10 protein-coding genes and 1 CRISPR repeat array are annotated in these 14,769 nt (G+C 38.4%); of the genes, 7 read left to right on the plus strand and 3 right to left on the minus strand.

The window, feature by feature from the left end; genetic code table 11:
* Positions 1-92 precede the first annotated feature (92 nt).
* From csy1 to gmtX, 7 genes are all read left to right on the plus strand, one after another.
* Positions 93-1,469: a type I-F CRISPR-associated protein Csy1 gene (gene csy1 / locus CXF65_RS04710; RefSeq protein WP_101211226.1), complete on the plus strand. Its 1,377-nt coding sequence runs from the start codon at positions 93-95 to the stop codon at positions 1,467-1,469.
* Positions 1,466-2,437 (plus strand): type I-F CRISPR-associated protein Csy2, encoded by a 972-nt coding sequence (csy2, locus tag CXF65_RS04715; protein WP_101211227.1) that lies wholly within the window; start codon positions 1,466-1,468, stop codon positions 2,435-2,437. Before csy1 ends, csy2 begins: the two co-directional genes overlap by 4 nt.
* Before the next feature lie 75 nt (positions 2,438-2,512).
* Positions 2,513-3,538, plus strand: coding sequence for a type I-F CRISPR-associated protein Csy3 (gene csy3 / locus CXF65_RS04720; protein WP_101211228.1), 1,026 nt, complete (start codon positions 2,513-2,515; stop codon positions 3,536-3,538).
* A 3-nt stretch (positions 3,539-3,541) separates the two neighbouring features.
* Entirely contained in the window at positions 3,542-4,162 is a 621-nt protein-coding gene (gene cas6f / locus CXF65_RS04725; protein ID WP_227523197.1) for a type I-F CRISPR-associated endoribonuclease Cas6/Csy4, read from the plus strand.
* A 183-nt stretch (positions 4,163-4,345) separates the two neighbouring features.
* Positions 4,346-5,272: direct repeats of the CRISPR family, unit length 28 nt; unit sequence CTTCATCACCGCTCAGGTGACTTAGAAA.
* A gap of 187 nt (positions 5,273-5,459) precedes the next feature.
* Positions 5,460-6,941, plus strand: coding sequence for a gamma-mobile-trio recombinase GmtY (gene gmtY / locus CXF65_RS04730; protein WP_101211229.1), 1,482 nt, complete (start codon positions 5,460-5,462; stop codon positions 6,939-6,941).
* Positions 6,928-9,513 (plus strand): VPA1269 family protein, encoded by a 2,586-nt coding sequence (locus CXF65_RS04735; RefSeq protein WP_101211230.1) that lies wholly within the window; start codon positions 6,928-6,930, stop codon positions 9,511-9,513. Before gmtY ends, CXF65_RS04735 begins: the two co-directional genes overlap by 14 nt.
* Before the next feature lie 23 nt (positions 9,514-9,536).
* Complete coding sequence (gmtX, locus tag CXF65_RS04740; RefSeq protein WP_101211231.1) at positions 9,537-10,208, plus strand: gamma-mobile-trio protein GmtX; 672 nt, start codon at positions 9,537-9,539, stop codon at positions 10,206-10,208.
* Positions 10,209-10,494: 286 nt separating this feature from the next.
* Here the strand turns inward: gmtX and CXF65_RS04745 are convergent, their stop codons facing one another.
* The 3 genes from CXF65_RS04745 to CXF65_RS04755 all read right to left on the minus strand — a co-directional run.
* Complete coding sequence (locus CXF65_RS04745) at positions 10,495-11,739, minus strand: GIY-YIG nuclease family protein (protein ID WP_227523198.1); 1,245 nt, start codon at positions 11,737-11,739, stop codon at positions 10,495-10,497.
* The gene (locus tag CXF65_RS04750) at positions 11,736-13,667 is read right to left on the minus strand and encodes a DEAD/DEAH box helicase (protein WP_101211232.1); all 1,932 of its coding nucleotides are present in this window, start codon (positions 13,665-13,667) and stop codon (positions 11,736-11,738) included. Before CXF65_RS04750 ends, CXF65_RS04745 begins: the two co-directional genes overlap by 4 nt.
* Positions 13,660-14,769 (minus strand): type IIL restriction-modification enzyme MmeI (locus CXF65_RS04755; RefSeq protein ID WP_319823083.1); only part of this gene is annotated, 1,110 nt, incomplete at its 5' end. The genes CXF65_RS04755 and CXF65_RS04750, both read right to left, overlap by 8 nt.

Raw genomic sequence — 14,769 nt, forward strand, 5'->3', positions numbered from 1 at the left:
TACTAGTTATAACATGGTTTACTTATTAATTATTACGTGCTTTAATATTGTAAATAAAAAATTTTTGTGCATTATAAAAGGAGAAAATTTTGATGGATATATCTTCAGAGCTAGCAAGCGGTGCTGTCAAAGCATTTCTTATTAGCCAATATGATAAAAAAACGGATACTGAGCAAAAACAGCTCTCTAAAGCAATTGAAAGTAGCGACCACGACAAGGTCACAGAACTAAAAGAAGCGTTAGTAAATGCCAAAGAAAAATATAGCATTGCAAACTGGATTGCTGATGCGGCTACTCGCATGGCAAAGCAACTAAACTTCGGTACGCATATCTCAAAGGGCGTTCATCCTGACGCTAAGGGCGATAATGTTAGCTTTGATACAGTAGACAATTTATCGCAAACTATCGTAGGTACGCACTCAATAGACAGCAGTTACATCGATGCTAACGGTAATGCCGCAGCCCTGCCCCTTGCCGCTTTCTTCGATTTTGAAGTAGATGAGACGACTAAAATTCGTGACCTTATTTTAGCGGATAATGTTGATTTTATTGCCTCACTTGCCAGCGATAAAATACTGGCTAATACCTATCAGCAGACTTTTAAAGAAGCATTGCAAAACTTTATTACAAACCCTGTCACCCATGAACGTAATAAACAAACGCTTTGGGTAACCAACGCCTACGAAGGCGCGGACATAGAAGAGCTTGATTATATTAATATTGTTCCGCTCTACCCCTCTGTACTCACTCACGAAGTCTATCAGCGTATCAATCATCTTAAATTTTCTGAGGACAATAAAGCTGCCCGTGATAATCGTTTTAAAAAAACCGCCGATCAACAGCCTTATATCACCTTGAATGATTTAGCGACCCTTCAGCTTGGCGGTACTAAGCCGCAAAACGTTAGCTTGTTAATGAGTAAACAAGGTGGTCGTAATTATCTCCTCCCTTCACTTCCACCCATTATCAAACAAGAACGCTCGTTTAAATTATCCAAATTTGCCAATAGTATTTTTGGCACAGCTATGGAATATAACGCGCGCGAAGCCATTCAAAGTATTTTTAAATCTATTAAAGACACTCGCAATATCATCGATGTCCGAGATGCGCGTAAAAGCGCTATTGATGAAGTTTTATATCAAATATTTGCAGCAGCAGAAGATATACGTATGACTATGCCTGCGGGCTGGTCAAAAGATTATGAGCTTGAGCGACACGAGAAGCTTTGGCTTGATCCAAAACGTGCTGATCTTGAGGGCGAGGAGGAATTCAAAGCTGAGCGTGAACTAACTGACGCGTGGCATGCTCAAATTATTCACAGTTTCGCTCGTTGGCTCAATACTTTGATGCAAACTGAATTTAAAGCCATTGCTAGCGACTTTGGCGATGCCGAGCATTTGAACTGGGAGCGTGAGATTGAAGATATGCAAAAACGCTATGAGCGAGCAGGCAAAGGAGTGTTTTTATGAGCCGTATAGATGATGACAACGATATCGGAGTGATTGGCTACTTGCTGTTCAAAAAGGTCGTTATTAGTGGCGCAAATACCATCTCAAGCCCGCTTACTTATGGCTTTCCAGCTATCACTGGATTCTTGGGTAGCTTTCATGCGATGTCGCGCAAAATGGCGGATGATGAGCAACTATCTAACGTATCGTTAGGTGGCGTATTACTGGCCTGTCATGACTGTCAGCCGCAGATGTATCGCCCAAACTCTTATAATAATTACACCTTTAATCAAACGCGTAACCCTATTAAAAAAGACGGTAAAACAGCTTCTATCATCGAAGAAGGCAAATGCCATTTAGTTATGAGTTTTGTGGTTGAAGTATTGGCAGACACTAAACTGACGACTGAGCAGCAAGAGTCTGCTATCCAAAAGACTAGTCAGTGGATTCAACAACAACGTATGGCTAGTGGTAGTGTGCGTGGATTGGCTCGATTTGAGCCCGTACAGTATTTTGATAGTAGCGATATTAGTGCGGTAATACCGCAGCTATTACCTGCTTTTGTACTGATGGACGCTCAAGATGAATTTGCTCAGATCATCAACGATGTACAAAAAGACGATCCAGATGCGACGCCTTTAGATGCCTTAATAGAGGTTTGCGCGCTGCATCAAATACCAGAAACTCAAAAAAATGGTGATACCAAATGGCTGACTACTTCACGTAAGAGTGGTCATGGTTGGCTTGTACCTATGCCTGTAGGGTATCAAGGAATTTCTGATCGTTATGATGCAGGTGTGATGCAAAACGTACGTAATCCCGAATACCCTAGCCAATATGTCGAAGCTATATATAGTCTTGGCAAATGGGTCTATCCACAGCGTTTAAATCGCATCGGCGGTGAGCATGATATTGCCAATGCATTTTGGCGTTACCACTATGACGCCGATGATTCTCTGTACTTGGTCACCCAGCAGCAAGACTTTTAATCACATTTTTAATTTTCTACATCCTTTAACTTTTACGATACATTCAATTTAACTTTTATTCTTATGGAGAAACTCATGTCAAAATCAGCCCTAAAAACTGCATCCGTCCTCGCTTTTGAGCGTAACCTTGACGTATCAGATGCTTACCTATGGCAGACTAATAGCCAAGCAGCTGATAACACAGCATCGCCATCGCCTGTTGTTATTAAAGAAAAATCAGTTCGCGGAACGATAAGCAATCGTCTAAAAAATGCTATTACTAATGACCCTGCCAAACTAGATGCCGAGACCGAAAAAGCTAATTTACAAAAGGTAGATTCTGCGTCATTAGATGAAAACAACGATACGCTAATCGTGCGCTTTAGCATGAAAGTATTGCCATTCACTGGTAAGCCTAACGTCTGTAACGATCAAGACTATCAACAAGCTTTAGAGCAAGTGGTTACTGATTATATCGACGCTCAAGGCGTAGATGAATTGGCACGGCGCTATGCGATTAACGTGCTAAATGCGCGTTGGTTATGGCGCAACCGTGTGGGTACTGAAAGCATCAAAGTTACCATTAAATGTAATGGAAAAACTATTATTATCGACGATGCAAAAGCTTATGGTCTTAAAGATTTTAACAGTGATGACGCTCATATCAAGCAAGTCGCAGACTGGATCAAAGCGGGGTTAAACGATGATGAATTTATTATTTTATACGTAGAAGCTCATGCCGTCATCGGTTATGGTCAAGAGGTCTATCCGTCACAAGAGCTCATCCTTGATACAGGTAGTAAAAAAAGTAAAGTGCTTTACCGTGTCAGTGACCGCAAAGGCTCTGAGGATAATGCAGGTATGCACTCACAAAAGGTCAGCAACGCTATTCGTACTATCGATGATTGGTATCCTGATGCCGAGTTCCCTATCGCGGTTGAGCCATATGGCGCAGTGACCACATTAGGCACAGCGTTCCGTCAGCCTAAAGCTAAAATGGACTTTTATAGCCTATTTGATAATTGGGTATTAAAAGACGATGCACCAGATGTTGAGCAACAACATTATGTGATGGGAGTACTTATCCGTGGCGGCGTGTTTGGTGCTAGTGGCAAGGAGTAAGTGATGACTGACTCAACTTCAAGCTTGACCCATTTCCAAGAAATAACTATTATCCCCGACCCTGATATTGCACCTTACTTTATCTGGAGTAAGCTATTTACTCAATTTCACATCGCGTTAGCTGAAATGAAGAATAAGCATGACATCGAATCCATCGGTGTCAGCTTCCCTGATTATCATTATGATGATAAAAATGAGAAGTCATCTAAGCTGGGAGTAAAGCTTCGCGTCTTTGCCCCTAACCAAAAAGATTTAGAAACGCTAAATCTTGATAACTGGCTATCGCGGCTTACTGACTACGTGCATATCAAAGGCATCAAAGACGTGCCTATAGATAAAATAACGGGCTACGTGAGTGTACACCGCTATCGTTTTAAACCGATAGAGGTACAAGTAGAATCTCTAGCCAAAAAAATGGAGATTAGCAATGACGAGGCAATGGCGATAGTTGTTAAACGCAAAGCTGAATTAAAACTGCCTTTTATCAGAATGTTTAGTGAAAGCAATAAAACCCATTATCCATTGCAAATTTTACAACAACCTAGTAAACAGGACGTAACTGGTGGTTTTAATGTATACGGTATGAATGGCATGCGCGATAACGTTACTGTGCCGCAGTGGTAGTAGATAAAGTTAAAGGGTAATGACGAATTACCCTTTAATTGGGTATAAAAACCCTTTTTTTTAATCTATTTAAAAACTTGCAATAAAAACAAACAGTTATGACAATATGAAAATTGGAGGGTAAATTAGGGTATTTTGCCTTCCAAGCCTTGCTGTAGCTGAATTTTTTGAGGTATAATTCCTCTTCATCACCGCTCAGGTGACTTAGAAATTGAGCAAGATTTATATCCCACTCAAGGCATTCTTCATCACCGCTCAGGTGACTTAGAAATCTATCGGCTGCCACGGTTTAATACCACTCATCTTCATCACCGCTCAGGTGACTTAGAAAACAAACAAGTAACAAAATAAAATGATATTTTCTTCATCACCGCTCAGGTGACTTAGAAACGTATATGAAACGTCCTGAAATGGCGATTGATCTTCATCACCGCTCAGGTGACTTAGAAATCTTGCAATTTGCGCTAGATTAGAAAAGCCATCTTCATCACCGCTCAGGTGACTTAGAAAAAAAAAGAAAAAAACGATTAATGCTCGTCAAGCTTCATCACCGCTCAGGTGACTTAGAAAAGCTGAAAACCAAACGACTGAAGAAGAGGTGTCTTCATCACCGCTCAGGTGACTTAGAAATATCAGCCCTTTCAAGTAAAGACCTTCAGAATCTTCATCACCGCTCAGGTGACTTAGAAAGTATGAGTGCATCAGCTCTGTTATTGATATATCTTCATCACCGCTCAGGTGACTTAGAAATCAGCCCATAGCGTTGCAGCATTAGCTCTATCCTTCATCACCGCTCAGGTGACTTAGAAAACAGCAATAAGTGCGTAGCGAATAAGTGGCGTCTTCATCACCGCTCAGGTGACTTAGAAAATCCAGCAGCCGTGAATAAATGAAACTATCCCCTTCATCACCGCTCAGGTGACTTAGAAATAGTTTACGCCTTACGCGAATACTTTATTAGTCTTCATCACCGCTCAGGTGACTTAGAAAGCGAGCTTCCATCTTTGAGCCAGCTTCTACGCCTTCATCACCGCTCAGGTGACTTAGAAAAATAGCTCTATCATGGTTCGGTTTAATGCCTTCTTCATCACCGCTCAGGTGACTTAGAAAACAAGATAAAAAAGTTAATCAGTCTGTCTGTTCTTCATCACCGCTCAGTTATTACTAGTACTAATAAGTGTATAAAACATATAAGAGACTCTCCTAAAGAGTCTCTTTTTAGGTAATAACAAGTATATTAGTTCTAGTAAAAAGTGTATAATATATATATTAGCTTAAAGCATGTAGAGTTGAATAAATGAAGACTGTCAGAGTTAGGGCAAAAGTAATTCAAGATGATTCGGGAGTCTATTCAGAGATTCCTGTTCTAATTAGTGACAGTAATGAAATCTTAAAACCACTAATGGACTATGCATTAAAGTTAAAAAGAGATGGTAAGAGTCATTCCACAATCAGTAATTATATAAAAGCTACTCAGCTTCTAATTGAATATATGACTGCTAATACAAGTGGCTTTGAGTCCCCTAAAAACTTATTTGAAATATTTAGTAGTCGCTTGTACACAGGAACTATTAATGAAGAAGGTTTAGATCCATCAGGCTTATATTGGTTACCTTGTAGTAAGCAGGTTGCAAGGTTACACATAAATGCTTTAAGCAGATTAACTGATTGGATGGTAGAAGAATATAATCTAAATTCAATCAACCCAATGGTTGAAGCAGATAGTGTTACGCAAAGGCTCAATTACGCAGCTTGGTTTCGTAAAAATCAATATGACTTTCTAGGTCATATTAAAGATAAGCAGATTAATTCCACCTCTAGAAATGCTCGTAGGGTACAAGGTAAACGTTCATTAGGTAAACAAAAACAAGAAGCGATAGAATTTCCAGAGCACTATTTCGAAAGTTTTTATATTGATGGCTTAGGAGGCACAAAAGACCTCAGGGTTGCTATTCGTGATCAGCTGATTCTATTACTCCTACACGGTGGTGGTTTAAGAGAGTCCGAAGCTTTACACCTTTGGATTGAAGATGTTCTTATAGATCCATTTGACTCTGATAATGTGAAAGTTCGTATTTATCATCCTGAAGATGGAAAAGCTCCTAATGGTTGGCGTGGACGCTCTGGAAAGACCACTAGAGCTGCTTATCTAAAAGAAAAATATGCTCTAAGTCCTCGTAATGAATTAATAGGTAAAAAACGTGTTGGATGGAAAGCAAGAGTTACAGATAGTAAAGACGAATACATTGAAGTACATTGGTTCCCTACAATTTTTGGTAAGGTGTTTGCAAAGCTCTGGCAAGATTATATTCGACTTCTAATAAGTGTTGATCGTCATCATCCTTACGCTTTCATAAGCTTTCACCACAGTCATCTTGGTAACCCTTATACTTTGAATGCTTTTCATGACAGTTATCGTCAAGGTCTTAAGCGAATTGGTCTTAGTCCTAGCAAACCTGATGGTTTATCACCACATTCTCATCGTCATAGTTACGGAAGACGTTTGCGTCGCGCAGGTGTACAAGAGATAGTCATTAAGAAATGTTTGCACCATGCGTCTATAGAATCACAAGCCGTCTACACTACACCAACATCTATGGAAATTACGGCAGATCTAAATGCTGCTACAGAGAAACTTATGCGTTCTAAAGAGGACTCTAAACAAAATAATAATTTGAACTGGAACGCACTAATGCGGCATGGTTTTGATGATATTGATCCTAGCGGATTATTCATAGGAAGGAATCCAAGGTTGGGAAAAAACAATGAGTGTAATTAATGAAAGTAAATATGATGGTAGAACCAGAGATCTAACTCTTAGTTGGATGACAGAGAAGCATGGTCAGACTTGGGAGCCATGGCGTCAGTTTGCAGAAGAATGGATGAGTACTCAGAATACAGCACAGCATATAAAATTAGATGCTTTATGTATATTTTTTGATGCTTACTTAATAAAAGATGTAGCTTGGGCGTCAGATATAACTATGTTTTTCGAAGCGAGACGAAGTGGCTTGCAAATTACGACTGATGATTTTAAGTTTTCCATATTAGAAAATACTAAACGCTCTGATAACTCGGCTACCGTAGTATTAATCAATCATATTTTTGATTTTATTGAGTGGATACTAGTAGAGCATTTCAGCGAAGAAAATGATAACGGATCTGCTATTAGACTATATAGTAATCCTTTTGAAAAACAACAAAGAAAAAAGCATTACAATGAAACCGTTCATAACCCCTTACCCTATCGTTATATATGTGATCTTCGCAATATTTTGTGTCCAAAGCCAAGAGGTCATTTTAGAGATTGGGTGTGGGCATATGAAGAAAAAACACCTGAAGGCCTAGTATCTAGTAGCAGTTGGTTTAGAGTTGAACAGAACCTGATAGATAAAAACGATAATGATTGTTTGTGGCGTCGTAGAAGTATTAGGGAAAATAAGAAAAACATTATTATTTATGAAATTTGGTCACCTGTTGTAGCCATGTGTTTATTCATCAAACTAAATTTACCTCTTCGAACATACCAAGTTAGAATGTTGGATTCAGGTGAAGCAGATGCTATGCGTTATGAAAATGGTAAATGGATAAAAAATACTAAGCACTTATTCGCATACAAAAATTATAAAAAGGGAGTTTTTCGTCAATTTAGGAACAATGCGATGGAAACAGAATCTACAGGACTGTACATTAGCACTAATAAGACGGCAGACCAAAATAAAGATGAAGTAGAGCGTGGCTATGAAATTCCATGGCAGAACGAAGATGTGTTGTACTGGTTGGAGAAGCTAAGAAACTGGCAAGAAAAATATAATCCTATTACAAAGCCTACAGATTGTACTGAGTTATTACCTAAGCATACGCAACGTAAAGTATCTGAAGCTTACCTTAAAGCAATGCAGCATAGTTGTTTTATAATGCGCGATGCGACTGCAACTCATATCGATGATAGGAGCAAACCAATTAATGATGCTTCAATTGCAACTCTTTGGTATAAGCTGCTAGCTCAACTTGAGCATAACCTTCGTGTATCCAATGACACTCTAGCAGATGGTACTAATTTTAAATTAGTTCATGATTATGGTAAAGGTTATAAAACTTCTAGAACTAAAACTGAGTTTCCTCTGCATAGCCTTAGAGTCTCTCTAATAACTTGTTATATCATGGATGCCAAATTACCTTTACCAGTAGTTTCTAAGCTATTAGCAGGCCATTCACGTCTACTTATGACCGTTTACTACGCCAAACTCACCCCAGCAGTCATGAAAGAAAAAATGCTTGAGGCGGATATTCGTCTTGAAGATGCTTCAGAAAAAAGTGTTCAAACTTTTCTTAAGAATGCTGAAATGAGTCAGATCGAATGTAAAATGGCTTACCATGATGACAAGTCGATTCAAGCTGCTTTGGTTAATCGTAATCCTATAGGATGGGAAAAACGACATCATGGTCTATGTCTGGTTGGTGGCAATACAGTTAAATCTGATGAAGTTGGAACTGTGGCAGGTTGCTGGAATGGTGGAGAACTTATTAAGGACTCAAGTGTTGTTTCGCGAAAAATTTACGGAGCTGTGCCTCATGGTCCTGAAAATTGCGTTCGCTGTCGCTGGTTTATTACTGATGCTCAATACCTACCTGCACTTACTGCACATTTAAACTTTATGAGTTACAAAGCCTCCGAAGCTGCAAAATTAGCTATAGAATTAGAGGGAGAGATAGAAAATATTGAGGAAATAAAGTACGAAGCAGAAGCTAAAGGTAAGCCTTTTACTGATCATAACAAATTACAAGAATTGAAGCGACGATGTGAAAAGCAATTGGTAGAAGCAGATGATTATACTAAAGACTTAATTGCAACTCTCAATCTCATTTATCGTTTGGTTGAAATTGAGCAAAAACGGGATAAAGAAGATCATAAAAGTAAAATAGTAGCAGTTGGTTCCAAGAACGATATCAGAGTTGGATTTATAGAAACAAAATCTGAGTTGCTACAACTATCCTTAATTTGCGATGATGCAGAAATTTATCCAGATATGCTTGATGATGTTAAGAAGACTTCAATCATTCAAGATATGACTCAAATTATCAGTCGAATGATGATACGTCAGGGTTATATGCCACCGTTTCTAAGTTTAGATAAGAATCAGCAACTTATTGCTGCGAACGCTATGGTTAGACAAATGGCATTACAAGTTAATTCAAAAGACAAGTTAGATGGCCTTAGTAAAGTGGCAAACTATATTGAGTTAGAAGAGTTTATGCAAGATAGTAAACTCTTAGATGACAGTATCAGTGTATTACAGGAAACCGTTAAGCAGCCTATTAATTATATCAATATTAAATCCCTAACCTGAGTAATTGAGAGGAGAAATATCTTATGGATATCAATATCGACATAATTTTAGATGATTTAAAGGAAGGTAAAAGTCAACGTACGAAAGATTCGTTAGACAATCTGAATACTTTACTAGAAACTGAATTCAATAAAGATGAGCACGATTATTCTATTGCTCATATTGGAAGACTGTCTAAAGCTAGTGGTGGTATCAGCACTGTTAGCATTCGTAATAAGTCAGGTAATCACTACAGGCTTCTGATTGACGCTTGGGCAACTAAAGCCAATACTACCATGAAAAAACCACCCTCTCCTCAATCTAGGAAATATGATGTCGCATCAGATATGGAGTTATTACAGTATCTGTCTGACCCTGCAATGCGAGCTGTTTTTGGTCAAATTATCGCAGAAAAAAATAAATTAAAGTCAGAAAATCGCATCCTCAAACAGAATATTGAGGTGAACATAGATATGCGTCCTAATAAGATAGCTCCTATAAATCAAAATTCACAAGTTGTGCAAGTATTACCTTCATTAAGTGGTATGCTGTTAGATAGTGACATTGAAGCCCTACAGGATGCTATTAAGGAGGAGAAAATCAATAAATTAGGCTGGACTGTATCAAAGTATGGTGCAATTAAAGATGAAGTCGGCCGAACACTATTTAAAACTGGTTTCGTTTTAGCTATAAAAAAAGTATTAGCTCAAGTTTAATAGTAAGTAAGTTTTTATATCTTCAAAATAAATCGTTTTATTCAGTGTCAGCTTTTATGGATAAAGCACAAAACGATATAGCTTTATCGAAATTGATAGAAGCTGAAAGACTTCTTATCGGGTTAACATTAGAAAATGAGAGATTGAAATCTAGACCTCCTTCGATTGACTCTTCAAGATTACAATAACTGCTTCTCCCATTTTGTATATCTATTTTCTTATAGTACTTTAGTTTGTAGCGGCATAATAAATATGTTCCAAACTTCTTATAAGCCTACACTAACCCTTACTTCAACTCTATGTTCTTAGTAGTCGAGTTATACCTATAATTTATAATCTGCCCATTCACTATCAAGTCAATCGCTGTATTTATCTGCTCTAAAGGCACACTGAACCATTCTTGAGGTTTGCACATATTACCTTGTAAATCTGCAATCTCCACATCAATGCAAACATCTCTAAATACGGTATGTACTAAGTTTTCAAACTTTTGAGTATTCATGTTATAGCATTCATAGATAGCAACAAGCTCTACTGGTGCCATTAAGTAAGTAGGTTCATTGGCTGCATTTGCAATGCGTTTTTTAACAGGTGTACGTGAATAGCCTATTTTAAATAGATTGGGTATAGAGTGAATGCGAGCATCTTGGCTTTGACTGCTTAAAATATAAATAAAACCAGCCGACTCATCATTCTCGTTGATATTTTTGATATCAGCAAAATATTCACCAACAGGAGAGACTATTTTACCGTCAGCATAAAGGGCCTTGGCAAGAGAGCGGTAAAGCATATTTGACTCTGTACCATTTTCAAATATACAGCGGGTTCTTCCGTCTTTTCTGAACCGCTTACCATCTACTGTTTTTGCATCACTACTGAAATCTACTTCCTCTAGATAAAGCAATACGCCGCTCAAGATATAAAACTCACCAACTGCTAAGTTTTCGCCTTTATCGTCAAACTCAATAATCTTACGTTGACCACTGTTTAGCTGTTGCTGAACAACAGGAAATAAGTCTTTGTATTTATCAAAATCCTTGCATGACTTACGTCGTGCAACAAAGTCAGTCTCAGCCCTTTTATCTGCTTTAATATGCTTGATATTGAAAATACTCTGATCAGAGTCCCCGAGTAAGCCAAAATCATCATCTGCAAAAATATCTTCAAATGAGGTGATTTCTTTTTCAACAATTTCAGGTTCTGGTGCAGCGACTTCATGAGTAAATGGCAACAGATTAAATTCATCAAAATCTACTAAAGCATGGCACTGCTCATTGTTATTCTTAATAGACTCTAAACGCTTAAACAGCATAAGCTCACTAATGTTCGCCATATTATTCTCAGGTAAGCGCTTATTAGTTTTGTAAAAGTCACTTATCTCTTGGAACTTAGCGACTAAGTGTTCATCTGCCGTAGGTGCCCGTGACTTTGCTTTAATTGTTGTAAGCCCTAAGTCGTCATCGCTATCAATGAAGCTTAGCCAGTCATCTAACTCCATAGACTTTAAAACTTGCCATTCTTCATTTTTCATTGTGCAGGTACTCTCTTGCGTTTCTGTTGCTTAATATAAATGACACACTCAGCCAGTCTCTTCTCAGTAAAGTCTGAGCTATTTAAGTCAGGCTCACGTCCCTTTTCATGCACAAACTGTTTAACCTTAGGCCATAGCAACTTCGCCTCCTCAAAATCCATTTGAATGCGCGTGGTTTCAATGGATTCTTGAATAAGTTTGAGCACATCAGTTGTGATAGATTTTGATAGAATCTCAAAAGCTTTTTGAAAGGGGTTAATTTGATCTATCAAGTCAATATGTAGCTCATCAATGTTGATAAACTTGTCGGCCATACGGATGAACTTCTTACCGCCTTGCTCAGTGACTTCTGCCGAGCTTACTGCGCAATCAACTACGACTTGTTGTCTGACTTCTTCAAGTTCAGCTTCAGTCAGATCAGGATATTTACGCTGAATTATTTTCGGTATTAGGATTTTATTCACTACCTCAGGATCGACTTTACCTGCCGAAGCTGCAATGACCTTATCATCTTGCAAGATAGCGGCTTTTAGATCAGCTAAATCGGACTCTATGATAGCTTTGGTGCGTTTGGTGCTAGGTTCTTTAAAACCACCTATTTTCATTGTTCCTGGTGGTGTCGGTTCAAAGTCGCCATCTTTTTTTGTTTTGAACTTAAAATTAGGGGCAAGCACTTGTTCCATTAGTAAAGAGCCAGTAATAGCCTTCAACATATTGTTTACTGCAATAGTCACGTTCTCATTTGCAGCGTCAGGTTGTGCGATAAGATTGGTGAATTGAGCGTGGCTTTTATTGGCGCTATCACGGGTACAGCGACCGATGATTTGAATGATTTCGGTTAGTGAGCTTCTATATCCAACAGTTAATGCGTGCTCGCACCATTCCCAGTCAAAACCCTCTTTTGCCATACCCAAAGCAATAATGACATCCATATCGTCTACGTGATTCATATTACGTAAATAGTTTTGGATAATATCTCGCTCGTTTTCTTCAACTAAATCTGCAACCTTAATGACCGTACCGTCAGGCCGTGTAACAGGAATAACGCCTGTTATAGGATCTCTCTTTCCTGCCTCACCCAGCACTTCAAGAATAGCATCTACTTCGTCATACTTTTCTTTGGTTGATTCACCTGAGTTGACGTTTGGTATATGAATAATGGTTTTCTTACCATAATTCTCTTCTGAGTTAAGCACTTCATGAATCACGTCAGTATATCGGCCCTGATAGAAGTGGTAGCCAATACCAAGCGACTTTAAATAGTTATAACCATTGAGCTGCTCATAATAGTTAAAAGAAACTTTATCAAACTGGGCTTCATCTTCAGGTGTCAGCACAGGAATACTATCGCCACGGAAGTATGAGCCTGTCATAGCAACAATATGGGCATTGGTATTTGCCATGATGCTACGCAACACACCACCTAAAATGTTAGCTTCATCAGCTGATAAATGATGAAATTCATCAATTGCGATTAAGCAATCATTAAATACATCATCTTCCATTGCTTGAAAGGCTGAACGCAGTGCGGCATGAGTACAAATCAATATCCTGTCGTTGCTTGCCATAAAACGCTTAAACGCTTTAGCTTTACTACTTTCGCCACCAGGAACACAAAGATCATTGTTGTCGTCAACTTCCCAATCATAGAAGAAACCATATTTAGTTAATTCTGTTGATCTAAAGGATCCGCCAATAGAACGCTCTGGCACTGCTACAATCGCTTTTTTGATGCCTTGATTATGTAGCTTATCCAGTGCCAAGAACATGAGGGCGCGTGATTTACCTGATGCAGGAGGCGCTTTTAGCAATAGGTACTGACTATTACGAGCGGCATAGGCTCGCGCTTGCATTGCTCGCATACCCATAGAGTTTTCGTTTGAGCTAGCACCAGTTTGAGCATATTCAAAGTGCATTAGATTAGGCATTACAGCGTTCCTGTTCGGTAAAATAAATAGCAAAAAGATTTTCTAACAACTGATCTTCTGTAAAACCAGAATAACCATAAATTCGCTCAACCAATTTATCATTCTCAATGTGAGCAATTAGTAAGTCTTCAGGCATCTTTCCTTTAGAGTAAAGTTGAAAAAGATTTTTATCAGAGTGCTTTTCTCGTGCTTCAAGTATATTTAATGCCGATAAACGAAGCTCATTTTTATCAGATTCTGAAAAAACTGGTGTAGGAAAAGAGTTATAGCAAACGCCTAATGAGTATCGGTAACCATCTCCTAAACGACCTGTAACAGTTCTTACCCATAATTGGTGCAAACTACTGTTAAGTATAGAAAACACATAGATATCAGGGTCTAAAATCATGAATGCGAGGTCTGTTACGATAGTTTCTGCATCAAGAAACCCCATAGGAATGTAGTCACGAGAGCACGCAGAGACTGCCGGAATAATCATCAAGTTTCTTTTTGCTTTATTTATTCCTTTAAACCTATAGGGAACATTAGCATAAGCTTGAGCTGTTTCTCCCGAATTCTCTCTCCATTTTTTTACCTTCTCTATTCTTTTATCTATGAACGGTATACTTTTTGCTTCACTCAAATCATTTTTATTAATCCAAATACACCATCTTTCAGTATTGCTTATAAACTCTTTCGAGCCTGTGACCTTTTTTAGAAACTTTGATGACCTAGGAAACTCAGATATTAAATCTTTTTTTTCTTCAGGAGTGAACATAAAATATCCTCCATCGTAAACTCCGTTTCCTTTCATAGCGATTGGTAAGTCAAACAGAGGGCGACTTACCTTGATAACAGCTTTAGACTCCCCTTCAACCAAGTAAGGACTTATAGATTTAACTATTCTAATATGCGTATCAGAAAATATTTTTTTAGGCGACTTAGATATAATACCAAGTCCCACAATTACACAGTAAACGCCAGCATTATCCTTAGCACTATTCTTCCATTCAAAAGGTTTATACGCGAATATAATTTCAGTTCCATTATTAAAACAGTGAGGCCACAACATACCAACTTGAATCCCTTGAGTTACGGAACTAGTTGAAACAAAGGCGGCTTT

This window comes from Psychrobacter sp. Sarcosine-3u-12 (assembly GCF_002836005.1).
Taxonomy (GTDB): Bacteria; Pseudomonadota; Gammaproteobacteria; order Pseudomonadales; family Moraxellaceae; genus Psychrobacter; species Psychrobacter okhotskensis.

What these genes read in the sequence shown, in the direction of transcription:
- csy1 (WP_101211226.1), top strand. Translation starts at nt 93, where the DNA reads ATGGATATATCTTCAGAGCTAGCAAGCGGTGCTGTCAAAGCATTTCTT.
- csy2 (WP_101211227.1), top strand. Translation starts at nt 1,466, where the DNA reads ATGAGCCGTATAGATGATGACAACGATATCGGAGTGATTGGCTACTTG.
- csy3 (WP_101211228.1), top strand. Translation starts at nt 2,513, where the DNA reads ATGTCAAAATCAGCCCTAAAAACTGCATCCGTCCTCGCTTTTGAGCGT.
- cas6f (WP_227523197.1), top strand. Translation starts at nt 3,542, where the DNA reads ATGACTGACTCAACTTCAAGCTTGACCCATTTCCAAGAAATAACTATT.
- gmtY (WP_101211229.1), top strand. Translation starts at nt 5,460, where the DNA reads ATGAAGACTGTCAGAGTTAGGGCAAAAGTAATTCAAGATGATTCGGGA.
- CXF65_RS04735 (WP_101211230.1), top strand. Translation starts at nt 6,928, where the DNA reads ATGAGTGTAATTAATGAAAGTAAATATGATGGTAGAACCAGAGATCTA.
- gmtX (WP_101211231.1), top strand. Translation starts at nt 9,537, where the DNA reads ATGGATATCAATATCGACATAATTTTAGATGATTTAAAGGAAGGTAAA.
- CXF65_RS04745 (WP_227523198.1), bottom strand. Translation starts at nt 11,739, where the DNA reads ATGAAAAATGAAGAATGGCAAGTTTTAAAGTCTATGGAGTTAGATGAC.
- CXF65_RS04750 (WP_101211232.1), bottom strand. Translation starts at nt 13,667, where the DNA reads ATGCCTAATCTAATGCACTTTGAATATGCTCAAACTGGTGCTAGCTCA.